The following is a 24360-nucleotide window of genomic DNA, read 5'->3' as shown; positions in this document are numbered from 1 at the left end:
CCAGTCGGGTCGGTTGCTGTTCCGGAGACGACAATGAAGTTCCTAGAAAAGCCGATCAACTGGCTGGCGGCCATTCCGCTGCTGGTGCTGGTTGGCATCGCCAACTACGCGGTGATCATGCGCTACGCGGTCGGACAGCCCGTTCACTGGTCTGAAGAAGTCAGCGGCATGCTGTTGATCTGGATCGTGATGATTGGCGCCATCGCCGCCGAACGCGACGGCCAGCATCTTTCCATCTCGCTTGTGACCGATGCCCTGCCCCGGCGGGCACGCCTTCTCGTCAACGCCGTTGTCGGCCTCGTCTCGGTCGCTGTCATTCTCTATGTCGGATGGATCGGTCTGCAACTGGCGCTGTCGGTGCAGTTCAAGGTCACCTCCATCCTGCGCATTTCCTGGCTCTGGATCGATATCGCCATTCCCGTAGGGGCCGTCGGCATCGCCTTCTACATGCTGATCGACGCCATCAAGGGCTTCCGCGCCCTCGCCAAGGACGACGCAGAATGACCCTGACCACCGTAATTCTCGTCATGCTGGCGCTTATTGCCCTCAATATGCGCCTCTACATTGCCATTCTTGTGGCCGTGCTGGTCTATTTCCTGTTCTTCAATCAGGTCCCCATCACCATCGCCATTCAGCGCCTGATCAGCCCGACGCAGAACGTCTCGCTGCTGGCGATCCCGTTCTTCATCCTGCTCGGCACCCTGATGGGCCATACCGGCATTGCGCGCCGCATGCTCAGCGTTGCAGACCTGCTGGTCGGCCGCTTCCGCGGCGGCATGGCCATGGCAAACGTAATGCTCTCGACCCTGATGGGCGGCCTCAGCGCCTCCAACCTTGCCGATGCTGCCATGACCGCGCGCATGATGGTGCCGGAAATGGAAAAGCAGGGTTATGATCGCGGCTTCGCAGCGGCGGTCACCGCCTTTGGTTCGCTGATCACCCCGATCATCCCGCCCGGCATCGCGCTGATCATCTATGCCCTGCTCGCCAACGTCTCGGTGGGCCGCATGTTCATGGCCGGCATTCTGCCCGGCCTGATGCTGGCCGTGCTGCTGCTGATCGCCACCTACTGGATTTCGGTGCGCCGTGGCTACAAGCCGACCCGCACCAGCTGGCCCAAAAGCGCTGAAGTCGGCGCCACCCTGTTCTCGGCCTGGCCGGCGGTATTGCTGGTGTTCGCTGTTATCGGCGGCATCCGCGCCAATATCTTCACCCCCACCGAGGCCGGTGCCTTTGCCGTGGCCTTCGTGATCTTCATCGGCTTCATCGTCTATCGCGAAATGCGGCTGTCCCATGTGGGCAATGCGCTGGTCGAAACCGCCAAGTCGACGGCGTCGGTCATGTTGATCATCATGGCCAGCTCGGCCCTGGCCTGGGTGTTCTCGCTCGAGCAGGTTGGCCAGTCCCTCGCCGCCAGCATCGTCGCCATCAGCGACAACAAGTACCTGTTCCTGCTGCTGCTCAATGTCCTGTTTCTGGGGCTCGGGTGCCTCCTGGAAGGCACGGCGCTGATGATCGTGCTGGTGCCCTTGCTGATGCCGACCGTTCTGGCCATGGGGATCGACCCCGTCCATTTCGGCATTATTCTCATCGTCAACCTCTCGGTTGGCACTCTCACACCGCCGATCGGCACTGTGATGCTGGTGGTCTGCAACATCACCAAGGTCAACGTCGCCGAATTCACCCGCCAGTCGCTGGGCCTTTATGCAGCGCTGGTCATCGGCCTCTTGCTCATCACCTATGTCCCCGAAATCTCCCTGCTGCTGTCGAGCGGCAGCTAGTACCGACGGAAATTTGACCATGACTATTCGTACCGAGGCGGAGACCATCCGTATTCTCAAGCAGGATCTGTTCACTGCCGTGGTGGGCGACATCCTGGATGTACTGGGCTATCGCAAGCAGTTCCTGCCGGCCGGTCTCGCCCCTCTGGAGCTAGGCACCCGCATTGCCGGGCGCGCCATGCCGGTGCTGGAGGCTGACGTATTCAGCATGGGCCTCGATACTTCGGCCGGTCCGCTCGCGCACAAGCCGTTCGGGCTGATGCTGGAAGCACTGGACGATCTCAAGGAAGGCGAAATCTACATCGCCACCGGCGCTTCGCTGAACTACGCCATCTGGGGCGGGCTGATGTCGACCCGCGCCACTCACCTCAAGGCTGCTGGCGCTGTGCTGGATGGCTATGTGCGTGACGTCGGCGAAATCCAGGCCCTGGGTTTCCCCACCTTCTGCCGCGGCGTCTACGCCCAGGATCAGGGACCGCGCGGCAAGGTGATCGACTATCGCACCACCATTGAAATCGGCGGCATCACCATCAATCCGGGCGACCTGGTCTATGGCGATGACGAGGGCGTGCTGATCATCCCGGCTGCAATCGTCGATGAGGTCGTCACCAAGGCCCTGGAAAAGGTCAGCACCGAGAACCAGGTCGCAGAGGCCATCAAGAACGGCATGAGCGCCACCGAGGCCTTCCGCACGTTCGGCGTGATGTAAGGAGCTGGCATGACCGACCCCCGTCTGCTGCTGCTCTCGCCCCAGGACAATATTCTGGTTGCCCGCGAACCGATCCCGGCCGGCGAAGCCGTTGTCGTCGGGGATCATCCGGTGACGCTCGCCGCCCGGCTCGACCGCGGCCACAAGATCGCCCGGCAGGCGATCCGCACCGGCGAGAAAATCCTCAAATACGGTGCCCCGATCGGCTCGGCCACCCAGGCCATCGCCATCGGGGATTCGGTGCATATCCACAATATCAAGAGCGACTACACGGCCACCCATGTGATCGCCAAACCCACCACGGAGGCCAAGCCATGAGCTCACCAATGCGCGGATATCCGCGCGCGGACGGACGCAAGGGCATCCGCAATGTGGTGGCCGTCGCCTATCTGGTCGAATGCGCCCACCATGTCAGCCGCGAAATCGTAGCATCGGCCCGCGATGGCGACGTGCATCTGATCGGCTTTCCGGGCTGCTACCCGAATGCCTATGCGCAGCAGATGATGGAAAAGCTCTGCACCCACCCCAATATCGGGGCGGTGCTGCTGCTGTCGCTCGGCTGCGAGAGCTTCAACAAGTTCTCGCTCGCCGATATCGTCGAAAAGAGCGGCCGGCCCGTACACACGCTCACCATTCAAAATGACGGCGGCTCGCTCAAGACCATCAAGGCCGGCCAGGCCTGGGTTCAGGAACAGCTCGCGGCGCTGCGTGATGCGCCCACGGTGCCGATGGCCGTGGAAGAATTGATCATCGGCACTGTCTGCGGCGGCTCCGATGGCACCAGCGGCCTCACCGGCAATCCGGCTGTTGGCCGCGCCTTCGACACCTTGGTATCGGCCGGCGCTACCTGCATCTTCGAGGAAACCGGCGAACTGATCGGTTGCGAAGAGATCATGGCCAGCCGCGCCGTCACGCCGGAGCTGGGCGACGAGCTGCGCGCATCGGTGGCCAAGGCCGCGACCTATTACGCCACCCTGGGCTATGGCAGCTTTGCTCCCGGCAATGCCGATGGCGGTCTGTCCACCATCGAGGAGAAATCGATGGGCGCCTATGCCAAGTCGGGCTCATCGCCCATCTCGGGCATCGTCAAGCCGGGCACCGTGCCGCCGCGTGGCGGGCTCTATCTGATGGACGTGGTTCCTGATGGCGAGGTCCGCTACGGCTTCCCCAATATCTCCGACACCGCCGAAATCGTCGAGCTGATCGCCTCGGGCAGCCATATGACGCTGTTCGTCACCGGCCGTGGTTCGGTGGTCGGCTCCGCGATTGCCCCGGTCATCAAGGTCTGCGCCAATCCAGACACCTATCGGCGGATGGAAGACGACATGGACGTCGATGCCGGCCGCATTCTGGAAGGCGCTGCCAGCCTCGATGAGGTCGGGGCCGAGATTTTCGAGTTGATCCAGTCCGTCGCCGCCGGGGCCCAGACCAAGTCCGAGGCGCTGGGGCACCGCGAATTCATCCTGACCTACAAGTCCTTTGAACCCGCCGGTCCGGCCTGCCTGCCCAGCTGACGGCGACCGCCAGCCCATGCGTCACAGCGAAAGCGTCCGCTTCGACCTGAGGCGGACGCTTTGTCTTGTGGTCCATACGCACGGCGTTCTCACCTGGGCCGGGATTGGCACCGGCCCGGCGCGGCAGCCCGGCGTCCAGACCGGAGGCAGGATCACCAATAGCAGGTGCCGCCGGATTTCCGGGGCACGCGAAATTCCACACCCGTTATGCGAGGCCCGGTACGCCGACCAGTACCAGCCTGCCCCACGCGAAAAATTCGATTAAGCTCAAAGGATGGAACCGCAGTTTCCGGCCCGATCACCAGAGATGCGCGGGGCGCGGAACGGCATCATTTATTGCCCGGCAATTCTCCGGCTTTGCTTGCCGGCCCGCGCCAATTAACAATCAACTGTGATTTCTTAGTCGACGTCTTGGATGGGCGGCGCGTCTGGTGCTACGCTGATTTGACTTAGCCTTCGGGCTGTCAGTAAAGAGTGATAAAAAGTGACACATGCCAAGTTGACGGCCACCGCGCTCGTTACGCGGAACTCACTTTCCTACATCGAGCATGTATTTGCGCTCAACGCGGCGCGAGAGCCACTGGTCAACGTTCCGGACGAGGCGTTCGCCGCGGCCTTGACCGGCATAACCATCGAGAACTGTATTGTCCCCGATGAAGGCAGCGGCTGGTTCACTGCGAACCACCCCCTGATCCACGAGGACCGCCCCGCTCAGGTCACTTACACCTCCGGCACCGAGGGCATGCCAAAGGGTATCGTCCTCACATATTCCAATCTCGCCGATGCGGCAGAGCGGATTATCGACCAGATGGGTCTGACCTCCGAGGTCCGCGAATATGTCGGCGTGCCTGTCACCTACAGTTTCGGCATCGGCCGCGTCCGTGCTGTCAGTGCGGCAGGCGGCCAATGCTATGTGCCGCCCCGCGGCTTCGATCCGCATGAGCTGGCCCGAATGCTCAAGTCAGGGGAGGTCAACGCCCTGTCTGCGGTGCCGACGCTTCTGCGAATTGTGCTGCAGACGCCGACCGTGCTTGCCGATGCCGGCAAGAACCTGCGCTGGCTGGAGATCGGTTCGCAGTACATGTCGGCCGCTGAGAAAAGTGCGGTGCGCGCGCTTTTTCCCAATGCCCGGATTGTTCAGCACTATGGCCTCACCGAGGCGTCCCGCAGCACCTTCCTGCAGATCTCGGACGTCCCGGATGACCTTCTGGAATCGGTCGGCCGCGCCGTCGGCAAGACCGAGATCGAGATATCCCCAAAAGGGCGGATCCAAATTCGCGGCCCCCATGTCGCGCGCTGGCGCGTCGATGCCGATCAGCTCGTGGACCTGGCCAGCCCGGATGGCTGGCTGGAAACCAGCGACCTCGGCCACATCAGTGACGGCTACCTGTATTACGATGGCCGAGCGGACGACCTCATCAATAGCGGTGGCATCAAGATCAATCCCGACATGCTCGAGGCGCGGATTGGCGGGCTTCTGGGGCTCGGCGGCAGGATCGTCGTGGCCAAGGTGCCAGATGCGCTGCGCGGAGAAGGCGTTCTCGTTGCGGCCGAGTCGGCAGATCTCTCCGAGAACCGGCTCCGTGACGCTTCAGTTGAAGCCCTGAGCGAGCTTGGGGTGAACGCGGGCGATGCCCTGCACGTTCAGGTCATGGCGACAATTCCACGCACTGCCACCGGCAAGCCATTGCGTCGCCTGCTCACCGAGGCATTCGCCCAGCAGCGTGATGCCGCCGCGGCGGCTGGCATTGTCGATCCAGTTCCTGAATCGGGAGCAGACGATGTGCTGTCATTCTTCCAGAAATTCTTTCCCGGAGAAGACATCGGCCCGGACGACAGCTTCGAGACCATGGGCGGGGACTCGCTCAGCTACATCCAGTTTTCGCTAGGATTTGAGGATCGCTTTGGCCCGCTTCCCAGCGGGTGGGAGGGGCTGACCGTCGCGCAACTGGAAAAGATCAGGGCGGTCGATGGCGGATCGTCGTGGCGCTTGTTGGAGTCCGCCACATTGACGCGCGCATTCTTCATGATCTGCATCGTCGCGCTGCACCTTGATACATTTGTTTACAGCAGCACCTGGGGTGCGGCCTATTTCCTGTTCATGCTGGCCGGCTACAGCGTCATGCGTTTCCAGTGGCCCGAAATCAGCCGAACCGGCAAGGTCAATACGATTTTCGGGACCGTTCTGCGCGTTGCCATCCCGACAGTGATGGTCATTTTCGCTATGCAGCTGCTGGCCAGGACCTTCGAACTGATGCCACCGCTGCTGATATCCAACTGGTTCGACCCAAGCCAGTACCATATCGCCTATTACTATTTCGCCGAGATCTACATGCAGCTGCTGCTGGTCATTGCCGCACTGCTAGCGATCCCCAAAATTCGGGACGTTTTGCGAGCGCGACCGATGATGACCTGCACCGCGCTCATCGTTGTGGCGATGGTGGTCAGCTGGATGGTTGATCAGGTCTGGGACACCAACTATCTCTACCATCGCACGCCGATCTGGTATCTGTGGACGATAGGCGCCGGCATGCTGATGGCAAGCGCGCGTGACATGCAGGACCGCCTCATTGCCATGGCGATCATTGCCGTTGCGGTGTTCATGCATCACGGCATGAGTTCGGCCAGCGCCTACATCCTGGGCGGTACGGCCCTGGTGCTGTTCGTGCCCGAAATTTCGGTTCCTGCGCCGGTCAAGGCGATCGTCGGTGAGATCGCTGGCGCGTCGATGTTCATGTATCTCAGCCATTTCCAGGTCAATTCGCTGATCACCCGGATATTTCACGGCCCCAAGCCGTGGATTGCCCTGTTTGCGGCAATCGCATTCGGCATCGTCTTCGCGCGAATCTACAACTGGATGGAATCCAAGGTGCGCGCCTATGTGCGATCGTATCGCGCGGCTGCGATCAATCGCACTCCACAAGATGCGCTCTAGTCCGAGCGCACCGATCAATGGAGCCGACGCTGCGTCTGGCGGCGTCGGCTCCTGACTAACTAGCCCAGTCCGCCGATGCAGGCATATTTGAGTTCGGTGAATTCCAGGATGCCATGGGATGAGCCCTCGCGGGAATTCCCGCTTTCCTTGACGCCGCCGAAGGGGGCGAGTTCGGTGGAGATCAGGCCGGTATTGACGCCGACCATGCCGTATTCCAGGCGCTCCATGACCCGGAACAGGCGGGCGGCGTTTTGGGAGTAGAAATAGGCGGCAAGGCCGGTTTCGGTGGCATTGGCGGCGGCGATGACGTCGTCTTCGTTCGAAAAGCGGAAGACCGGAGCGAGAGGCCCGAAGGTTTCTTCCTGCGCCAGCTGCGATGACGCGGTGACCCCGGTCAGCACTGTAGGCTCAAAGAAGGTGCCACCCAGCGCATGCCGTTTTCCGCCCAGCGCAATCGAAGCGCCCTTGGCGACAGCGTCGGCTATGTGGGTCTCGACCTTGGTGACGGCGTCCTCGGTGATCAGCGGCCCCTGCACGACGCCTTCGGTAAAACCGTCGCCAACCTTCAAGGCGCGGACCCGTTCCACCAATTTGGCGACAAAGGCGTCATGCACCTTGTCCTGCACATAGATGCGGTTGGTGCAGACGCAGGTCTGGCCCATATTGCGGAATTTGGAGAGCATGGCGCCCTCCACGGCCGCATCGATATCGGCGTCGTCAAAGACAATGAAGGGCGCATTGCCGCCCAGTTCGAGCGCCACTTTCTTGACCGTGCCAGCAGCTTGCCGCATCAAGATCTTGCCGACTTCGGTCGAGCCGGTGAAACCCACAAGCCGTACCTTGGGATGGCTGGTCAACACACCACCTATTGCGATGGCATCGCCGGTGATGACATTGAGCGTACCGGCAGGAAATCCAGCATGCTGGGCCAATTGAGCCAAAGCCAGGGCGGTGAGCGGGGTTTCCGGAGCCGGCTTCAGGACCACGGTACAACCTGCCGCCAGGGCCGGCGCGACCTTGCGGGTGATCATCGCGGCGGGAAAGTTCCAGGGGGTGATAGCTGCAACCACGCCTATGGGCTGGCGCGACACCATGATGCGGGCATCGGTCCGGTGCGAGGGCAACAATTCACCGGCGATGCGCTTGGCTTCCTCGGCGTAGAACTCGACATAGGAGGCGGCATAATCGATCTCGCCCAGCGCCTCGGCAAAGGGCTTGCCCTGCTCGCTGGTGAGGATCGTGGCAAGGTCGCTGCGATTGGCCACGATCAGCTCGAACCACTTGCGCAGGATGGCGCCGCGGTCCTTGGCCGTGCGGGCGGCCCAGGGGTGGAAGGCGGCGGCGGCGGCTTCGACGGCTGCAGTCGCCTCGGCAGCACCCAGATGGGGGACAAGTCCGATGACCTCGCCGGTGGCGGGATTGGTGACCGCCATGCTGGCCTCACCGGTGAACTGGCCGTTGATGTAACTCTGCGACCGCAGGAGGGTCGGATCAGTGAGGCTACGCATGAAGGCTCCTGTACTTACTTGGCGGCAGCGAGAGCAAGACCGAGTTTCTCCAGCCCCTCGAGCAGGACTGTATCGGCGATGGTCAGCGGGTTGAGAACGCGGATGGTATTGCCATGGATACCGCAAGACAACAGCACCAGCCCATCCTCCAGTGCGGTCTGGATGACCCGCCTGGTGGCGGCGGCATCCGGTTCGCCTTCGGGCGTCACGATGTCGAAGGCGATCATCGCGCCGGGGCCGCGGATGGCGGTGATAGCGAGGCAGTCACTGCGCAATGCCATATTTTCCAATGACTTACGGATGGTTTCTCCGATGGCATTGGCGCGATTGAGCAGGTCTTCCTCGTCGATCACGTCGAGGACGGCTAGTGCCGCAGCGCAGGCCATGGGGCTGCCGGCATAGGTGCCGCCCAAACCGCCTGGCTCGGCTGCGTCCATGATCCCTGCCCGGCCGATAACGCCTGAGAGCGGGAAACCACCGGCCAGCGACTTGGCGACCGTGACCAGATCGGGCTCGACACCGGAATGCTCGATGCCGAACATCTTGCCGGTGCGGGCGAAGCCGGTCTGCACTTCGTCTGCAATCAGGACAATCCCATGGGTATCGCAGGTCATGCGCAGGGCCTGGAGCAATTCTGTGGGTGCGGGCAGGAAACCGCCCTCGCCCTGCACTGGTTCAATAATGATCGCCGCCACGTCGGACGGGGATATGTCGGCGCGGAACAGAGTTTCGAGCGCCTTGAGCGTATCAGCGACGGTGACCCCATGGGTCTCGGCGGGGAATGGCAGATGGTAAATCGCCGGCGGCGCGACACCGAACTTGACCTTGTAGGGCACGACCTTGCCGGTCAGCGCCATGGTCAGCGTGGTGCGGCCATGGAAGCCGCCGCTAAAGGCAATCACGCCGGGGCGGCCGGTATGAGCCCGGGCAATTTTGATCGCGTTTTCAACTGCTTCTGCGCCAGTCGAGAATAGCACCGACTTGGCGGGAGCGGTGAAGGGAGCCAGCCCATTGAGCCGCTCGCACAACGCCACATAGGGCTCATAGGGCAGAATCTGGAAGGCGGTATGGGTGAAATGATCAAGCTGATCGCGCACCGCCGCCATCACCTTGGGGTGACGGTGACCGGTATTGAGGACGGCGATGCCGCCGGCAAAATCGATATAGCGCTTGCCGTCGGCATCCCAGATTTCCGCGTTCTCGGCATGGCGGGCATAAACGGGAAAAGCACTGGCGAGGCCGCGCGGAATAGCGGCGACATGGCGGGCGCGGAGGTCGGCATTCTGGGTCATTGAGCGCACTCTGAAGACGGAATTTGTTGCCTGAACGATAGGCGGTCCACTGCCCCACCCCGTAGCAGATTGATTTGGTCACAGTGGTGCACTAAAGCTTCCACCCATGAGTGGTGATGGGATGAAAATGGGGATGCCGCCGTTGATCATGCTGCGGGCCTTTGAGGCGGTGGCGCGGATGGGCAGCATGCGCAAGGCGGCCGAGGATATCGGGGTGAGCCACACGGTGGTCAGCCGCCATGTGCGCAATCTCGAGCACTGGCTGGGGCAGAAGCTGGTGACGACGACGCCGCGCGGGGTGGTGCTGACACCGCAGGGCGAGACACTGTTTGCGGCGGTGAGCCGGGCGTTTCGGATCATTGCCAATACGACGGCGGAGCTGCGGCCGGGACCGACGCGGTCGTCGCTGCGGATCTGGTGCATGCCGGGGCTCGCAACGCGTTGGATGACACCCAGATTGTCGGAGATCGAGGCGGCGATGGGAGCGGTCGATATCAGCCTGCGGGCGATCGACCGACTGCCCGATTTCGCAGCGCGGGAGGCCGATCTGATGATCGGTTTCGGCAGTTTCGACCAGCTTCCGCCAGGGGCCGAGCGGCTCATCATGCCACGGATGTTTCCGGTGGCGAGCCCGGCCTGGATCGAGCGGCATGGGGTGCCGGAGACCCCTGCGGCGCTGGCCGAAGCGCCGCTGATCCACGAGGAAAGCCGCCAGCAATGGACCGATTGGTTCGAGGCTATGGGGGTCAAGCTCACGACGGAGTTGCGCGGGCCCCGGCTGTGGGACGCCAATCTGGGCTTTGACGCGGCTCTGGCCGGTCAGGGGGTGGCTCTGGTGACGCGGCTGACGGCGGGTGCCGAGATCGACAATGGGCGGCTGGTGGAAATCCTGACCAGCACCGTGCGGTTGGGGGGATATTATCTTTTGGCGGCGCCACAGCGGGAGGGCGATCCGGTTTTGGCGCGCTTTGAACGCTGGCTGGAGGACAATTTACCGCTGGATTAGGGCCGGTTTTGCTGGCGATTGCTGGCTGGTGCTGGCAGCTGCTGGTTTCCGGTGGGCTACCCGTGAGCTGGACGGCGTTGAGGGTGTTCAGCATGGATCCCGGCCTGCGCCGGGATGACCCGGTGGGGGGCGGGATTCCCACGCGCTTACGCGAGTGGGCGTGAGTTTGCGCTGGTCGGGATGGTTGTCCAGAGGGGTTTTGGCGATTGTGCGGGTTGACGAATGCCGACGGCAAAACGACTCTCAGGGGAGTTTCCTCCAGGTACCGCACTTATCATGCCCAGCACCAGCAAGCCCGTTATCGGGGTTATTTCCTGCAATCGCACCGTTGAGGGCGAGGACGCCTATATCGTCAAAACCCGTTACGTGGATGCCGTGGCGCGCTATGCCGATGCGGTGCCGCTGATCTGCCCGAGCATCGAGAATGTTGGGGATGCCGATGCGATCATCGCGCGACTCGACGCGGTCCTGCTGACCGGGAGCAATTCCAATATCGAGCCGGCGCGCTATGGCGCCGCCAGTGGGCGGGCGCCGTTTGATTGGAACCGCGACGCGATGTCGGATGCGCTGATAAAGGCAGCGATAGCAGCGGGCAAGCCGGTGTTCGGCATTTGCCGCGGGCTGCAGGAGATCAATGTTGCGCTGGGTGGCACGCTGGTCGACCAGCGCGACGGACCGGAGCCGGCCCTGCCTCACCATGCGCCGGATGGCGTTTCGATCGATGACATGTTCGGTTATGGGCACCGGGTCGCGCTGGAGCCCGGCACGCCGCTGGCTGAAATCACCGGGGCAAAGTCCATTGCCATCAACAGCGTGCACTATCAGGCAATCGGGCAATTGGGGCGCGGCCTGGTGGTCAATGCCCGGGCTGAAGATGGCGTGGTGGAAGCCGTTTCCTCGGCTGCGGGAACTCCGCCGATCCTGGCCGTTCAGTGGCATCCGGAATGGCGCCCGGAGGGTCGCCCCCACGATCTGGCGTTCTGGCGCGAAATTGGCGAAATCGCTCGAAGCGCCGCAAGTCAATAAGAATCCATTATCGCTTGGATTTTGATTTGGAATTGGACAGGGGTGCTGGATGGCCTTTGATTGAGGGACCAAATCAACTTATGGCCATCCATGTCCGACAAGAAATTCTACCTCAAATTCGTCGATGCCAACGTCCAGGGTATCATTACGCTTTATTGGGACAATGCCCCCAAGACCTGTGAAGCGCTGTGGAATGCGCTTGAGACACCAATCCAGTGGCAGGCCACCCACGCCATGTTCTCGGGCCCCGAGATCATGATGGGCCTGCCCGAGACGCACCGCAATTTCGACCCGACGGCTCTGCCGCCGGAGAACCAGACAGTGCTGCCCGAAGTGGGGGAACTGCTCTGGTTCTACCAGCCCAAGAACTTCTTCAAGATCGACCCGACCGAGTTCTGGGAGATCGGCATGTTCTACGGCGTTGGTGGCCGCACATTTGGCCCCACCGGTTGGATTCCCTGCACCTATTTCGGCAAGATGACCGAAAATCTGGATGCAGTGGCCGAACAGTGCCGACTGATCCGCATCGAAGGCGCCAAGACTGTCGAACTGGGTCGCCTCTAGGAACACCGGCCGGGCTGCCCAGCCCGGCCACTCATTCATCAGCAAGGGAGAACGCAAATGAAATATACACTCGGTACCGCCGTCCTGGGCATTTCGGCCCTGCTCGGCTCCACTGCCTTCGCGCAGGACAATACGCTCACCATCAACTCCTTCGGCGGTGCCTATGAGACGGCGCACCGCGCCTGCATCATCACCCCGTTCGAGGCCGCGACCGGCGCCAAGGTCAATGTCGTCACCGCCTATTCGGCTGACGCCTTTGCCCAGCTGCGCGCCCAGAAGGATGCGCCGCAGTTCGACGTGATCCACTTCTCTGGCGGCCAGGAAATCGTCGGCGCAGCTGAGGGGCTGCTCGCACCGATCGATCCGGCAAGCCTGAGCAATGCCGCCGATCTCTATGACTTCGCCAAGGCCAATCTCGACAAGGGCCAGGGCCCGGCATACTCGATCGCCGCCATTGGCCTAGTGTTCAACACCGAAGCCGTGACCACGCCGCCGACCCAGTGGACCGATCTGCTGAACCCGGATTATAGCGAGCACCTGGTGCTCACCGACATTTCCAACGCCTATGGCATGCTCGGCTTCCTGATGCTCAATCAGGTACAGGGCGGCGATCTGACCAATATCCAGCCGGGTCTGGATGCTGTCGGCAAGCTGCTCGATGCCGGTGCCGTGGTGGTTTCGACCTCGCCGGAGATCCAGCAGGAATTCGCCCAGAACGATGCCTGGATTGCTCCATACGCGTCTGACTATGCCTTCACGCTGCGCAATGCCGGCCTGCCATCGGGCTTTGCCCAGGGTGCAGAAGGCACACCTGCCAGCTTCATCACCACCAACCTGGTGGCTGGCCGTCCGAACAATGAACTGGCGCTGAAACTCATCGACATGTCGATCTCGCCTGAAGCGCAGCAGTGCTTCGCCGATGCCCTGCGCTACTCGCCGACCAATACCAAGACTGAGCTGAGCCCCGAAGTCGCCGCCGACGTGGCGTATGGGGAAGCTGGCGTCGCCGGGCTGATCCGGTTCGACCCGGCAGCGATCGAAGCCAACCGCACGGCTTGGGTCGAAGAGTGGAACAAGGCAATCGCCCGTTAAGCTCTTCGCACTCCAGGTGCCTGCCCCCGTCCTGCTTCCACCCCCCAAAAGGGAAGCTGGGACGGGGGCGAGTACCCCCCGCCATCCATGCTCGCCTAAACCGGGATGAGCATGGTTCGCGGCCCGGACGCGGCTCCTCCCTCGCCTGCCCGGGCCTTCGGCCTCTTCAACCCAAGGTGGAGAGGCCGGCCGTTTTCCAGTAGACCTCGAACACGCCTGACCATCACAAGGCCATGGCATCGTGTCTGGACCCGCAGGGACCATCCCGTGGCCGACCGGTTCGCCATGCGGCTACTGATAAATCGAACGCGCGGCACCAGAGCCATGCGACCCAAGGAAGACCACACCGAATGAACGACCGCACAGAGAACCTGCTGCTGGCCCTGCCTGGAATCCTGTTACTGGGGCTGGCGTTTTTCCTGCCGATTGCGCAGATGCTGCTGTTGAGCATTTCGGGACCGGATGGCCCGACCCTCAGCCATTTCGTGCGCTTCCTGTCTGACCCCTATTATCTCAATATCCTGTGGCGCACCGTGCGCCTGTCGCTGCTGATCACCCTGATCTGCGCGCTGATTGGCTTTCCGCTGGCCTATATCATGACCAAGGTCGGCCCCAAGCTGCGGCTGTGGCTGGTGGTGATGGTGATCCTGCCGCTGATGACCAGTGTTGTGGTGCGCACCTTTGGCTGGATGGTGCTGCTGAGCCGCAGCGGGCTGATCCCCGAAATGCTGCGCGACATGGGCCTGGTGGGGCGCACCTTTGCGCTGATGCAGACCGAAACCGCCATCGTCATCGGCATGGTGCAGGTGCTGTTGCCATTCATGGCGCTGTCGATCCTGGGCGTGCTGACGCGCATCGATGGCCGGTTGGAGGAAGCTGCGCGGACCATGGGCTGCTCGTTCCTCGCCACCATCCGTACCGTGGTGCTGCCGCTGGCGCTGCCGGGCATCGTCGCCGGATCGCTGCTGTGCTTCACGCTTTCGGCCAGCTCGTTTGTGACCCCCAACCTTCTGGGCGGAACCCGCATCCAGGTCTTGGCGGCCTCGATCTATAAATCGGTGACGGCAACGCCGGACTGGCCGTTTGCTGCGGCGCAGGCTGTCATCCTCTTCGCTGGTATCCTGCTGGTGCTGGCGCCCTATATCAAGCTGACGGGGACCAAGCATGGTTAAGGCTGTTCCTAGCTGGCTGCGACTTGCCAGCGTCGTTTTCGTGGCGCTGACCGCGCTGATCCTGCTGGCTCCACTGATCGTGGTGGTCGGGGTTTCAGTCTCGGAAAGCCAGTTCATCGCGTTTCCCCCCAATGGGCTGAGCCTGCGCTGGTATCAACAGGTGCTGTCGTCCAACGCCTATCTCGGCGCGGCCTGGATCAGCATCCAGATTGCGGTGATGGTAACGGTGCTGGCGACCGTCATCGGTGGCGCGGCGGCGATCGCCATCCACCGTCGGCAATTGCCGTTCTCGGACCTCCTGGCAACGGTATTCCTGTCGCCGCTGGTGCTGCCGACCATCATCTATGCCATCGGCATGCTGATGTTCTGGAGTGCTGCCTTTGGCCCGGTATCGCCCATCACGCTGGCGCTGAGCCATACCGTCATCGCCCTGCCCTATGTGGTGCGCACGACGCTGGCTGTGCTGGCGGAGTCGAATCCCTATCTGGAGGAAGCGGCGCGCACCATGGGCGCCAATCGGATGCAGCGACTGTGGTTCGTGGTCGTGCCGCAATGCATTCCCGGGCTCGCGGCTGGCGCGTTCTTCGCCTTCAACATCTCATTCGACGAGGCGGTGCTGTCGCTGTTCCTGCGCGGCCCGACCCTGACCACGCTGCCGGTGCAGATCTACGGCCAGCTCGAATTTTCGCCCGACCCCTCGGTGGCCGCCGTGTCCACCATCATGATTGCCCTGACCATCGTGCTGATCTTCGTGATCGACCGGATGCTTGGCCTCACCAAATTTGCGAGTGCCTGACCCATGGCCAATGTCCGCCTGACCAATATCCGCAAATCCTTCAACAAGACCGAAGTGCTGCATGGCATTTCGCTCGATATCGCCTCGGGTGAGTTCATCTCGCTGCTCGGCGCATCCGGCTGTGGCAAGACCACGCTGCTGCGCATGGTGGCGGGGCTGGAAACCGTGTCCGCCGGCAACGTCGAGATCGACAATCGCGACGTGACGGAGCTGCCGCCCGAGCAGCGCGATATCGCCATGATGTTCCAGTCCTACGCGCTGCTGCCGCATCTGAGCGTCGCCGAGAATGTGCGGTTCCCGCTGCGTATGCGGGGCATCGGCAATCGCGACGAGCAGCAGGAAAAGGTCAAGGCGGCGCTGGAAACGGTGCAGCTGGGGCATCTGGGCGAGCGCAAGCCGCGCCAGCTGTCGGGCGGGCAACAACAGCGCGTGGCGCTGGCGCGGGCCATCGTCTCGACGCCCAAGGTGCTGCTGCTGGATGAGCCGCTGAGCAATCTGGATGCCCGCCTGCGCGAAGACATGCAGGTGGAACTGATCGAAATCCACCAGCGGCTGAAGCTCACGACGATTTTCGTGACCCATGACCAGGAGGAGGCACTGAGCCTGTCCGACCGCATCGTGCTGCTCAATGCCGGCAAGATCGAACAGCAGGGTACGCCGGACGAGATCTACAACCAGCCGGCAACCGGCTTTGCCTCCAATTTCATCGGCTCGGCCAATCTGGTTCCAGCCGAAATCATCGACGGGGCCAATGGCCCAGTTGCAAAGTTTGCCGATGGGCAGCTGCTGTCGCTGGATGCGCAGGAAAAGACCCGTGGGGCGGCCACGATTGCGCTGCGCCAGGAGGACCTGACGCTGAGCGCCAAGGGGTCCGGGCCCAAGGCCAGAGTGCGCACCCGCGTCTTCCTGGGCGCCCGCAACCGCTATGTGATGACGCTGGCGGGCCATCCGCTGCGCGCACTCACCGCCAATGACCTCGAATTCGCCGATGGCCAGGACGTGGTCCTGAGCATCGATCCGGCACGCATCCGCGTGATCCGTGACTGACCCTAGCTGGATGACATCATGACTTACGAATCCCGCCTTTTCATCAATGGCGCCTATGTCGCGGGCCAGGGCCCGACGCTGCCAAGCCATGAGCCGGCAACCGGCAAGCTGCTGGCGCAGGTGGCCTCGGCCGATCGTGGCCAGATCGATGCGGCCGTGACCACGGCGCATGCAGCGTTTGCCAAGTGGAGCCAGACCACGCCCAAGGAGCGCAGCCGCGCCCTGCTCCGCATTGCCGACGCCATCGAGGCGCAGTCGCATAGCCTGGCCGATGTGGAATCGATCAATGCCGGCAAGCCCTGGCGCTATGTGCAGGCGGGGGAACTCGCCAATGTGGCCGATGTGTTCCGGTTTTTCGGGACCGCCGTGCGCAACGTGCCGGGGACGGCAGCCAATGGCTATCGCTCGAGCCGGCATACCAGCATGATGCGCCGCGATCCGCTGGGCGTCATCGCCTCGATCGCGCCGTGGAATTATCCGCTGCTGATGGCGGCGTGGAAGATTGCGCCGGCCATTGCGGCGGGCAATACGGTGGTGATCAAGCCATCGGAGAACACCCCGCTCAGCCTGTTGCTGCTGGCCTCGATCCTGGCGGAATTCCTGCCGCCGGGCGTGGTCAACGTGATCTGTGGCGATGGTCCCGAAGTGGGGCAGACGCTGATCACCCATCCGCTGGTGCGGATGATCTCGCTGACGGGCGATGTGCGCACCGGGCGGGCGGTGCTGAAGGCGGCCGCCGGCGAGAGCATCAAGCGCACGCATCTGGAACTGGGTGGCAAGGCGCCGGTGATCGTCTGCGCCGATGCGGATGTGGATGTGCTGGTGGAAACGCTGCGCGAGGCGAGTTTCTACAATGCCGGGCAGGATTGCACGGCGGCCTGCCGCATTTTTGTCGACAAGAGCATTGCCCAGGAAGTGACCGACAAGCTGGCCGGGATGATCGGGCAGCTGGTTTATGGCGCGCCGGAACGCAATGACGTCGAGTTCGGGCCGCTGATCACGGCGGCGCAGCGGGATCGGGTCGCGGGCTTTGTGGAGCGTGCGCGAGCCGATGGCGCCGATATCGTGGCGGGTGGGCAGACACCGGATGGCGAGGGCTATTACTACCAGCCGACGCTGGTGGCGGCGCCGATCTCATCGGAAATCGTGCAGAAGGAAGTGTTCGGCCCGGTGCTGACCATTACGGCATTCGATGAAGCGGCGACGGCGCTTGAATGGGCCAATGCGTCCGATTACGGGCTGGCGTCTTCGGTCTGGTCGCGTGACAGCGTGCAGGCGATGAACATAGCCAATGCGCTGCAATATGGCGTGACCTGGGTGAACACCCATGGCGTGTTCGCCACCGAGATGCCGCATGGCGGCATGAAGAACTCGGGCTATGGCTCTGATCTGTCGATGCAATCGCTGCTGGATTACACGCAGGTTCGGCACATCATGGTGGCGTCGTAGGGGGCTCGGTGGTCCCCGTGTGAGCATATAGAGGCTCCCGCCCCGTCCCAACCTCCCCCTCGAGGGGGAGGTGCCGTTCGGGGGAGGCGGAAGCATCGTGCCTATTGCCAGCAATCCAAAGAAAAAGTCGCGCGAAAATGGCCAAGTCTGATAGAGGAAGCGCTATGCGCATCCTCGACATGACGACCTTTGTCGCCTTGGCGCGGCACCGGCACTTTGGCCGTGCCGCCCAGGAACTCCATACAACCCAACCCGCCATCTCCATTCGCCTGGCGGCGATGGAGGATGAATTCGGCTGCCGCCTGATGCACCGCACCGGCCGCGACTTCGCGCTGACCGCCAGCGGGCAACGCGTGCTGGAGACGTTTCAGGCGATCCTGAGCTCCTATGAAGGGCTCAAGCGCGAGCTGGCTGGCGAAACTACCCATGCGCCCAAGGTGGTGCGGATCGGGGCAATCGACTCGGTGTCCTCCACCTGGATGACGGCCTTTGTCGAAGCGCTGCACGAGGCCGCGCCAACGCTCAAGATCGAGCTGACAGTGGAAGGCACCAAGAGCCTGATCGAGGGGATGAACAAGGGCGAGTTCGACGTGATCTTCGCGGTCGATCCGGCCATTGGCGACAATTTCCGCAGCTTCACCTCCTGCGTGCTGCAAATGACCTGGGCCGGTTCGCCCAAGATCATCAATCCGGACAGCACCTATAGCGTCGATGACCTGGCGCGGATGCCGATCATCACCTTCCCCAAGGACACGCCGCCCTACCGGATGATCGCGCCGTATTTCCAGGATGAGCAGGTGCTGGCCAGCAAGCTGACCAGTTCCAATTCCCTCTATTCCATCATCAACCTGCTGATCGACGGCTATGGCGTGGGCGCCATTCCCACGGTTACCATCAAGCGCGAACTGAAAATGGGCCTCCTGCACCCCATCAGGGTCAGCAAGCGTTTCCCGCCAATGCCGATCATCGCCACCTATCAGGCGACCACCGAGACCGAACTGATCCGCCGCGTGGTTGAACAATCCCGCCAGAGCGTGGCCCTGTTCTGCGCCACGGTGGACCCCAGCATGGCCTGGGTCGATTAGGTTACCTTTGGCTTGGGCGCAGCGGGACGCGGCGGGGTATTGGTGGCCAGCCAGATGACGTGACGGGCCCCGCGCCGTTTGGCGTTGGCGCGGACGCGCTCTTCCTCGACGGTAAAACCGGAACGCTGCAGGCGCTGGGTGAACGCCCGATCGGGCGCAGAAGCCCAGACTGCCAGGACGCCGCCGGGCCGCAGGGCGGCCTTGGCGGCCTTCAGGCCAGCCATGCTGTAGAGGGCGTCATTAGTTTCGACGGTCAACCCGTCGGGGCCGTTGTCGACATCCAGAAGAATGGCGTCATAGCTCCCCTTGGCCGACCGGATAACGTGGCGCACGTCATTGAGCTTGATGTCGACGCGGGGGTCATCGAGGCAGCCGTCGAAAATGGCCGCCATAGGCCCCCGGCCCCAGGCAACGACAGCGGGCATCAGTTCCGCCACGGTGATCTTGACGGTTGCCGGCAATTCGGCCAGCGCGGCCCGCAGGGTAAACCCCATGCCAAGGCCGCCGATCAGCATATGGGCGTGCGGACGATCCTTGATCCGCGCCCATGACAAGCCGGCCATGGCTTCCTCGGAGCCGCTGAGGCGGCTGTTCATCAGGGCGATGGTGCCCAGCATGATCGAGAATTCGTCGGCGCGCTGGATGAGGCGAATGTCCCCACGACCATCGGGCAGCGGAACGGTATCAATCAGGACCCAGGGGTTCACGGCGGAGCTTTCGCAAGAGTGTTACGCCGGTTCTATCGGTCGTCTGCACGGATGGTGCAAGCAAAAGCAGCTGCACCCTGCTGTCGATATCGCGCTGGAGCAGAGGTGGGCGCCGATCTCGCTGGAGCGGGCGTTCAGCAACATCCGGCTCTGGAAACGGGCATGGGGAGCATGGCGGCCCCGGGCAACCGCCCTTGGAGGAAACATCCATCCAGGCGGTTGAAATGTGGGCGCGAGGGGGCCAATTTTCAGTACCCAGACCCGGTTCCTCTACAGCAACCGGCTTGATCAGGAGAAGAAGATGAAATTCTCGAAAGTGCTGCTTGCCGTCGGTCTGCTGGCCATGGCCACCCCGGCATTCGCGCAGACGGCACTCGATGCCGTCAAACAGGCCGGCGTGCTCCGCATCGGCACCGAGGGCACCTATGCCCCCTTCACCTTTCATGACGCCAGCGGCGCGCTGGTTGGCTTTGACGTCGAAATTGGCCGCGCCATTGCCGCGCAGCTTGGCGTAGAGCCAGAGTTCGTGGAAGGCCCATGGGACGGCCTGATCGCCGGCATCGATGCCAATCGCTACGACGTGGTGATCAACCAGGTGGGCATCAACGCCGATCGCCAGGCCAAGTATGATTTCTCCGAACCCTACATTGCCTCCAAGGCCGCTCTGGTTGTGCGTGGCGACAATACCGACATCACCGGCTTCGAGGCCCTTGCCGGCAAGAAATCTGCGCAGTCGCTGACCAGCAATTTCGGCAGGCTGGCCGAGGGGTATGGCGCGACGCTGGTGGGTACGGAAGGGTTTGACCAGTCCATCGCGCTGGTGCTGCAGGGCCGCGCCGACGCGACCATCAATGACAGCCTGTCGTATCTCGACTTCAAGAAGCAGCAGCCGGACGCCGACGTCAAAGTCGTCGCCACCGCACCCGATGCCGATTTCTCGGGCGTGCTGCTGGCCAAGGGCAAGCCGGAACTGCTAGCCGCGATCAATGACGCGCTGACCACGATCAAGGCCGACGGCACCTATGCCGAGATATCCCAGAAGTACTTTGGCGAAGACGTCTCGCAGTAAAACGCAGATCGCGTAGTATCCACAGGGATCGGCCGACAACCGGCCGGTCCTTTTTCATAACGGAAAATGCATCATGCCGCCCTGGCTGTCGCTGATGATCGAGTCGCTGCCGTCCCTGCTATGGGCGTGCCTGCTTTTTACCGTGCCGCTGACATTGCTGTCTTTTGCCTTTGGCCTGACGGTCGGGTTTCTGGCCGCAATCGCCCAGCTTTTTGGACCAAGGCCGATAGCGGCCGTGGTTCGGTTCTATGTCTGGATCATCCGCGGAACGCCGCTGCTGGTGCAGCTGTTCCTGATTTTTTACGGGCTGCCCAGCGTCGGTATCGTGCTGGATGCATTCCCCGCGGCGCTGATCGGCTTTACCCTCAATGTGGGCGCCTATACCTCGGAGATCATTCGCGCCGTCCTGCTGGCGGTGCCAAAGGGACAGTGGGAAGCCGCCTATTCCATCGGCATGACCTGGCCGCAGGCGATGCGCCGCACCATCCTGCCGCAGGCGATGCGCATCGCGGTGCCGCCGCTGTCCAACACCTTCATTTCACTGGTCAAGGACACCTCGCTTGCCGCTGCCATTACGGTGCCCGAGCTGTTCCGCGCGGGGCAGCGCATCGTCGCCACCACCTATGAGCCGCTGATCCTGTATGTTCAGGTTGCGCTGATCTACCTGGTGCTTAGCTCGGTGCTGTCGAGCCTGCAGGCGCAGCTGGAGAAACGGTTCTACCGCTATGGCGGCCATCTGGAGGCCGCGTCGTGATCAGCCTGACCGACATCCACAAGAGCTTCGGCGACAATCACGTTCTCAAAGGCGTCAGTATCGTTGTCCCGGAAGGCGGCGTCACCGCCCTCATCGGCGCCTCGGGCAGTGGCAAGAGCACGCTGCTGCGCTGTGCCAATCTGCTCGAAATACCGCAATCGGGCGAAGTGCGGATCGACGATGCAGTGATCGAGTTTACGCCCGGCGGCAAGGTTGGCCGTAAGGACCTGTTGCCGCTGCGCCGCAAGACCGGAATGGTCTTCCAGAACTTCCAGTTGTTTCCCCATCTGACGGCGCTGGAAAACGTCATGGAAGGTCTGCTGGTGGTGCTCAACTGGCCGCAGGAGCAAGCGCGCCAGCGCGCGCTTGAGCTGCTCGACAAGGTCGGCATGACGGCCAAGGCCGACGCCTGGCCGTCCAGCCTCTCCGGCGGCCAGCAACAGCGGGTGGCGATTGCCCGGGCCCTCGCCCCTGCCCCCAAGGTGCTGCTGTGCGACGAACCCACCTCGGCGCTCGATCCGCAGCTTGCCGGCGAGGTTGTGGAGGTGCTGTCCCAGCTGGCCCGCGAGGGCACGACCATGCTGATGGCCACCCACGACCTGCGCCTGGCGGCCAAGATCGCCACCAATGTGGTGTTCCTTCAGGATGGCGAAGTGGTGGAAGCGGGTCCGGTGCGGCAGGTTTTCGGCGCGCCCAAGGATGAGAGGACCAAGCGCTTCATCACGACGCTGACGGCGCAACATCCAGACCTATCGCCGCAATAGTCGCGTCGGTCCTGCCACCCGGGCGCCTGGTCCGGGCGATGCCGGGCTAGAACCTGAAATGCCCGCCAATTGCGAGCGATTGCGACGCAGACTGGTTCTGGAACTGTGCATCGTAACGGCCGAACCAGTTCACGCCCGTCTGCGTCGTGGCGTTGAGGTTCAGCTGGGCCCCAATACGCAGGACGTCCTCGCCCATATGGCCGTTCGTCGTTGTGATTGCCCGTCCGTGCAGGGCGGCTGAGGTGTTCAGGTCCCTGTCACCGGTCAGTCGCGCATAGGACAAATCCAGTGCCAGATTGAGCTCGTGATCGTCAAAGGCGACGGGCTCGGTCTCGAGGCGCAGGCCGACACCGATCTCCATCTGCGCATAAGCAGACGACGGCAGGTCGAGGCCAAAGGCCCCCGCACCGGTCTCGCTGGCCCCAGTCAGCTGTTGACCGCGGCCGATCACAGAGGCGTAGGGCGATGCCGCGGCAAAACCCGGAATTTCAAACCGATGCCCGGCCCGCACGCTTGCTTCCAGGCCAAAGCCGGAAAAACTGGAAACGCCAACGGGCGCGAGGCTGGTCCCTGTTGCACCGGAAATCGTCCGTCGGGTGACGGTTTGATCGAAGCGCGCCACTTGTCCGGTGCCATCCACGAACCAGCCGTTCGCGGCCCAGTGGCCATAGAGGCCAAAGTGCAGATTGTTGGCGGTTGCGGAATTGTCGGTGCCGGTTGCAAACGTAGAGGCCGCGGTAAAGCCAGCTGCCACGCCCAAACGCAGATTCTGGCTCTGGAGCAGATCGATGCCGCCGATTATGCCGATCGTTCGGCTGCCATGGGTTGCAGCGCGTTCCATACCCAGGACAGGTGATAGCCAAGCATTCCGGCCAGCCGGCGCGGTCATCGCGTCCGTTATCGCCAGCGACGCGGTTGTCACCGGCGAATAGGCGAGCGGCGCTACGCCTGCGGCCGAGATCGCGCCCAGATCGGTCGCCGCAGCGCGCGTCCCGAGTAGTTGCGTCACCTGCGAAAGGGCGCCGAACCGCGCCTGGGTGGCGCCGGTGAACACGGTGGCAGTGGCCGGATTGATGGTATCGACGAGGTTCCGCAGGTTCAAAAGACCCCAGCCATAAACGGGGTCGATGCCTTGCTGGCCGATATCGGTTGCGGTTTGCAGAACCAATTGAGCAAGGTGTGCATTGCTGGCCTGTGGGAAAATCTCCGCGGCAATGGCGACGGCGCCCGTGACATGGGGCGCGGCCATGGATGTGCCGTTTTCGGGGAAATAGAGGTTGTCGCCGCCCGCGCTTGCCGACCAGATCGAATCATTGCCGACGCCGTCTCCTCCCGGGGCGCTGAGACACCAATTCGCGGCCAGGCCGCACTGGTTGGCGTAGCTCGCCAGGGTGCGCGTGGGTCCCAAGGCGGTCACCGCCAGCCAATTGCCCTGCAGTTCAGGGAAATAGTACGGAAGGCCGGCGACGAAACTTGGTTGCGCGAGCCCCGAATTGCCGGTTGCGAACACCTGGAGCGTTCCGAGGCGCAAGCCGTCGCGAAGAGAAGCCAGTGCCTGAGGTATGCCCGCCTCCACCTGCGCCTTTGACAAATCCGTGAGCGTCACGGTGCGAGAAATGCCACTTACCGGGTCGGCGAACTTGAACTCCCAGGAATTATTGAAGAGGCGGATACCCTGGGCACTGCCCCAGTTGAACCCTTTCGAGACGCCCACATCGCCGTTAAGGGCAAACCAGTCGATGCCGTATAGCAGCGTTCCGGGTGCGACGCCGACATTGACGCCACCGATGGTGCCCGACACATGCGTTCCGTGATTGAGCGGAGGGCCGTAGGCCATGTCATCAACGCTGTAGCCGCCGAGCCAACGGTCGGCATACTCGCTGTGGGTCGTCCGCGCTGCTTGATCCATCACCCCGACAACGACCCCGACTCCAGTGAAACCGTGCTGCAACGCATAGTTTCGTCCGATCATGTCGTGGCCCCAAAGCACGGGCTGCGACCACGACGGCGCCGTCAGGCCGAGGGAGCAAAGGATGGTTGTGATTGCAATTGCGGTGTGCCGGAACGCGATCCCCGTCAGAGCCATAAAT

The 24360-nt window shown here is 62.7% G+C and carries 22 protein-coding genes; 18 read left to right on the top strand and 4 right to left on the bottom strand.

Going from position 1 to position 24360, the window contains the following annotated elements:
* Positions 1-33 precede the first annotated feature (33 nt).
* The 6 genes from BUA69_RS13815 to BUA69_RS13790 all read left to right on the top strand — a co-directional run bounded on the left by BUA69_RS13815 (position 34) and on the right by BUA69_RS13790 (position 6939).
* The gene (locus BUA69_RS13815; RefSeq protein ID WP_046136063.1) at positions 34-504 is read left to right on the top strand and encodes a TRAP transporter small permease; all 471 of its coding nucleotides are present in this window, start codon (positions 34-36) and stop codon (positions 502-504) included.
* On the top strand, positions 501-1781 hold the full coding sequence (locus tag BUA69_RS13810; protein ID WP_046136062.1) for a TRAP transporter large permease: 1281 nt from the start codon (positions 501-503) through the stop codon (positions 1779-1781). The genes BUA69_RS13815 and BUA69_RS13810 overlap by 4 nt, the downstream gene beginning before the upstream one ends.
* A gap of 19 nt (positions 1782-1800) precedes the next feature.
* Positions 1801-2490 carry an RraA family protein gene (locus BUA69_RS13805; protein WP_046136061.1) on the top strand — a complete coding sequence of 230 codons (690 nt, stop codon included), beginning with the start codon at positions 1801-1803 and terminating at the stop codon, positions 2488-2490.
* A gap of 9 nt (positions 2491-2499) precedes the next feature.
* Positions 2500-2808 carry a UxaA family hydrolase gene (locus BUA69_RS13800; protein ID WP_046136060.1) on the top strand — a complete coding sequence of 103 codons (309 nt, stop codon included), beginning with the start codon at positions 2500-2502 and terminating at the stop codon, positions 2806-2808.
* Positions 2805-4004 carry a UxaA family hydrolase gene (locus BUA69_RS13795; protein WP_046136059.1) on the top strand — a complete coding sequence of 400 codons (1200 nt, stop codon included), beginning with the start codon at positions 2805-2807 and terminating at the stop codon, positions 4002-4004. The genes BUA69_RS13800 and BUA69_RS13795 overlap by 4 nt, the downstream gene beginning before the upstream one ends.
* Before the next feature lie 484 nt (positions 4005-4488).
* Positions 4489-6939: an AMP-binding protein gene (locus BUA69_RS13790; protein WP_046136058.1), complete on the top strand. Its 2451-nt coding sequence runs from the start codon at positions 4489-4491 to the stop codon at positions 6937-6939.
* A 59-nt stretch (positions 6940-6998) separates the two neighbouring features.
* Here the strand turns inward: BUA69_RS13790 and BUA69_RS13785 are convergent, their stop codons facing one another.
* On the bottom strand, positions 6999-8447 hold the full coding sequence (locus BUA69_RS13785) for an NAD-dependent succinate-semialdehyde dehydrogenase (protein ID WP_046136057.1): 1449 nt from the start codon (positions 8445-8447) through the stop codon (positions 6999-7001).
* Between the two features lie 14 nt (positions 8448-8461).
* Positions 8462-9739, bottom strand: a complete 1278-nt coding sequence (gene gabT, locus BUA69_RS13780) for a 4-aminobutyrate--2-oxoglutarate transaminase (protein ID WP_046136056.1) — start codon at positions 9737-9739, stop codon at positions 8462-8464.
* A gap of 133 nt (positions 9740-9872) precedes the next feature.
* Here gabT and BUA69_RS13775 point away from each other — a divergent pair, with 133 nt between their 5' ends.
* From BUA69_RS13775 to BUA69_RS13735, 9 genes are all read left to right on the top strand, one after another.
* Positions 9873-10745 (top strand): LysR substrate-binding domain-containing protein, encoded by an 873-nt coding sequence (locus tag BUA69_RS13775; protein ID WP_244468788.1) that lies wholly within the window; start codon positions 9873-9875, stop codon positions 10743-10745.
* A gap of 276 nt (positions 10746-11021) precedes the next feature.
* Positions 11022-11771 (top strand): gamma-glutamyl-gamma-aminobutyrate hydrolase family protein, encoded by a 750-nt coding sequence (locus BUA69_RS13770; protein ID WP_046136055.1) that lies wholly within the window; start codon positions 11022-11024, stop codon positions 11769-11771.
* 90 nt (positions 11772-11861) lie between these two features.
* The gene (locus BUA69_RS13765) at positions 11862-12335 is read left to right on the top strand and encodes a DUF3830 family protein (protein WP_046136054.1); all 474 of its coding nucleotides are present in this window, start codon (positions 11862-11864) and stop codon (positions 12333-12335) included.
* Between the two features lie 57 nt (positions 12336-12392).
* Complete coding sequence (locus BUA69_RS13760) at positions 12393-13427, top strand: ABC transporter substrate-binding protein (protein WP_046136053.1); 1035 nt, start codon at positions 12393-12395, stop codon at positions 13425-13427.
* 350 nt (positions 13428-13777) lie between these two features.
* Positions 13778-14599, top strand: coding sequence for an ABC transporter permease (locus BUA69_RS13755; RefSeq protein ID WP_046136052.1), 822 nt, complete (start codon positions 13778-13780; stop codon positions 14597-14599).
* Entirely contained in the window at positions 14592-15395 is an 804-nt protein-coding gene (locus tag BUA69_RS13750; protein WP_046136051.1) for an ABC transporter permease, read from the top strand. The genes BUA69_RS13755 and BUA69_RS13750 overlap by 8 nt, the downstream gene beginning before the upstream one ends.
* 3 nt (positions 15396-15398) lie before the next feature.
* The gene (locus BUA69_RS13745) at positions 15399-16442 is read left to right on the top strand and encodes an ABC transporter ATP-binding protein (RefSeq protein WP_046136050.1); all 1044 of its coding nucleotides are present in this window, start codon (positions 15399-15401) and stop codon (positions 16440-16442) included.
* Between the two features lie 18 nt (positions 16443-16460).
* Positions 16461-17891: an aminobutyraldehyde dehydrogenase gene (locus BUA69_RS13740; RefSeq protein WP_046136049.1), complete on the top strand. Its 1431-nt coding sequence runs from the start codon at positions 16461-16463 to the stop codon at positions 17889-17891.
* A 164-nt stretch (positions 17892-18055) separates the two neighbouring features.
* Positions 18056-18976, top strand: coding sequence for a LysR family transcriptional regulator (locus BUA69_RS13735; RefSeq protein WP_046136048.1), 921 nt, complete (start codon positions 18056-18058; stop codon positions 18974-18976).
* On the opposite strand, the gene BUA69_RS13730 is transcribed toward BUA69_RS13735, so the two are convergent.
* Positions 18973-19683 carry a spermine/spermidine synthase domain-containing protein gene (locus tag BUA69_RS13730; protein WP_046136047.1) on the bottom strand — a complete coding sequence of 237 codons (711 nt, stop codon included), beginning with the start codon at positions 19681-19683 and terminating at the stop codon, positions 18973-18975. The two genes, BUA69_RS13735 and BUA69_RS13730, sit on opposite strands and share 4 nt — an antisense overlap.
* A gap of 301 nt (positions 19684-19984) precedes the next feature.
* On the opposite strand from BUA69_RS13730, the gene BUA69_RS13725 reads away from it, so the two are divergent.
* The 3 genes from BUA69_RS13725 (at position 19985) to BUA69_RS13715 (ending at position 22270) form a co-directional block, all read left to right on the top strand.
* The gene (locus BUA69_RS13725) at positions 19985-20752 is read left to right on the top strand and encodes an amino acid ABC transporter substrate-binding protein (RefSeq protein ID WP_046136046.1); all 768 of its coding nucleotides are present in this window, start codon (positions 19985-19987) and stop codon (positions 20750-20752) included.
* Positions 20753-20825: 73 nt separating this feature from the next.
* Positions 20826-21506, top strand: a complete 681-nt coding sequence (locus BUA69_RS13720; RefSeq protein WP_046136045.1) for an amino acid ABC transporter permease — start codon at positions 20826-20828, stop codon at positions 21504-21506.
* On the top strand, positions 21503-22270 hold the full coding sequence (locus BUA69_RS13715; RefSeq protein WP_046136044.1) for an amino acid ABC transporter ATP-binding protein: 768 nt from the start codon (positions 21503-21505) through the stop codon (positions 22268-22270). The genes BUA69_RS13720 and BUA69_RS13715 overlap by 4 nt, the downstream gene beginning before the upstream one ends.
* 46 nt (positions 22271-22316) lie before the next feature.
* Here BUA69_RS13715 and BUA69_RS13710 read toward each other — a convergent pair whose 3' ends face one another.
* Positions 22317-24242, bottom strand: a complete 1926-nt coding sequence (locus BUA69_RS13710; RefSeq protein ID WP_160300142.1) for a S8 family peptidase — start codon at positions 24240-24242, stop codon at positions 22317-22319.
* Positions 24243-24360: the final 118 nt, after the last annotated feature.

The organism is Devosia limi DSM 17137 (genome assembly GCF_900128975.1).
Lineage (GTDB): Bacteria > Pseudomonadota > Alphaproteobacteria > Rhizobiales > Devosiaceae > Devosia > Devosia limi.
Note: the sequence above shows the minus strand (reverse complement) of the source record. Positions and strands in the feature narration are given on the sequence as shown.

What these genes read in the sequence shown, in the direction of transcription:
- BUA69_RS13815 (WP_046136063.1), top strand. Translation starts at nt 34, where the DNA reads ATGAAGTTCCTAGAAAAGCCGATCAACTGGCTGGCGGCCATTCCGCTG.
- BUA69_RS13810 (WP_046136062.1), top strand. Translation starts at nt 501, where the DNA reads ATGACCCTGACCACCGTAATTCTCGTCATGCTGGCGCTTATTGCCCTC.
- BUA69_RS13805 (WP_046136061.1), top strand. Translation starts at nt 1,801, where the DNA reads ATGACTATTCGTACCGAGGCGGAGACCATCCGTATTCTCAAGCAGGAT.
- BUA69_RS13800 (WP_046136060.1), top strand. Translation starts at nt 2,500, where the DNA reads ATGACCGACCCCCGTCTGCTGCTGCTCTCGCCCCAGGACAATATTCTG.
- BUA69_RS13795 (WP_046136059.1), top strand. Translation starts at nt 2,805, where the DNA reads ATGAGCTCACCAATGCGCGGATATCCGCGCGCGGACGGACGCAAGGGC.
- BUA69_RS13785 (WP_046136057.1), bottom strand. Translation starts at nt 8,447, where the DNA reads ATGCGTAGCCTCACTGATCCGACCCTCCTGCGGTCGCAGAGTTACATC.
- gabT (WP_046136056.1), bottom strand. Translation starts at nt 9,739, where the DNA reads ATGACCCAGAATGCCGACCTCCGCGCCCGCCATGTCGCCGCTATTCCG.
- BUA69_RS13775 (WP_244468788.1), top strand. Translation starts at nt 9,873, where the DNA reads ATGCCGCCGTTGATCATGCTGCGGGCCTTTGAGGCGGTGGCGCGGATG.
- BUA69_RS13770 (WP_046136055.1), top strand. Translation starts at nt 11,022, where the DNA reads ATGCCCAGCACCAGCAAGCCCGTTATCGGGGTTATTTCCTGCAATCGC.
- BUA69_RS13765 (WP_046136054.1), top strand. Translation starts at nt 11,862, where the DNA reads ATGTCCGACAAGAAATTCTACCTCAAATTCGTCGATGCCAACGTCCAG.
- BUA69_RS13760 (WP_046136053.1), top strand. Translation starts at nt 12,393, where the DNA reads ATGAAATATACACTCGGTACCGCCGTCCTGGGCATTTCGGCCCTGCTC.
- BUA69_RS13755 (WP_046136052.1), top strand. Translation starts at nt 13,778, where the DNA reads ATGAACGACCGCACAGAGAACCTGCTGCTGGCCCTGCCTGGAATCCTG.
- BUA69_RS13750 (WP_046136051.1), top strand. Translation starts at nt 14,592, where the DNA reads ATGGTTAAGGCTGTTCCTAGCTGGCTGCGACTTGCCAGCGTCGTTTTC.
- BUA69_RS13745 (WP_046136050.1), top strand. Translation starts at nt 15,399, where the DNA reads ATGGCCAATGTCCGCCTGACCAATATCCGCAAATCCTTCAACAAGACC.
- BUA69_RS13740 (WP_046136049.1), top strand. Translation starts at nt 16,461, where the DNA reads ATGACTTACGAATCCCGCCTTTTCATCAATGGCGCCTATGTCGCGGGC.
- BUA69_RS13735 (WP_046136048.1), top strand. Translation starts at nt 18,056, where the DNA reads ATGCGCATCCTCGACATGACGACCTTTGTCGCCTTGGCGCGGCACCGG.
- BUA69_RS13725 (WP_046136046.1), top strand. Translation starts at nt 19,985, where the DNA reads ATGAAATTCTCGAAAGTGCTGCTTGCCGTCGGTCTGCTGGCCATGGCC.
- BUA69_RS13720 (WP_046136045.1), top strand. Translation starts at nt 20,826, where the DNA reads ATGCCGCCCTGGCTGTCGCTGATGATCGAGTCGCTGCCGTCCCTGCTA.
- BUA69_RS13710 (WP_160300142.1), bottom strand. Translation starts at nt 24,242, where the DNA reads ATGATCGGACGAAACTATGCGTTGCAGCACGGTTTCACTGGAGTCGGG.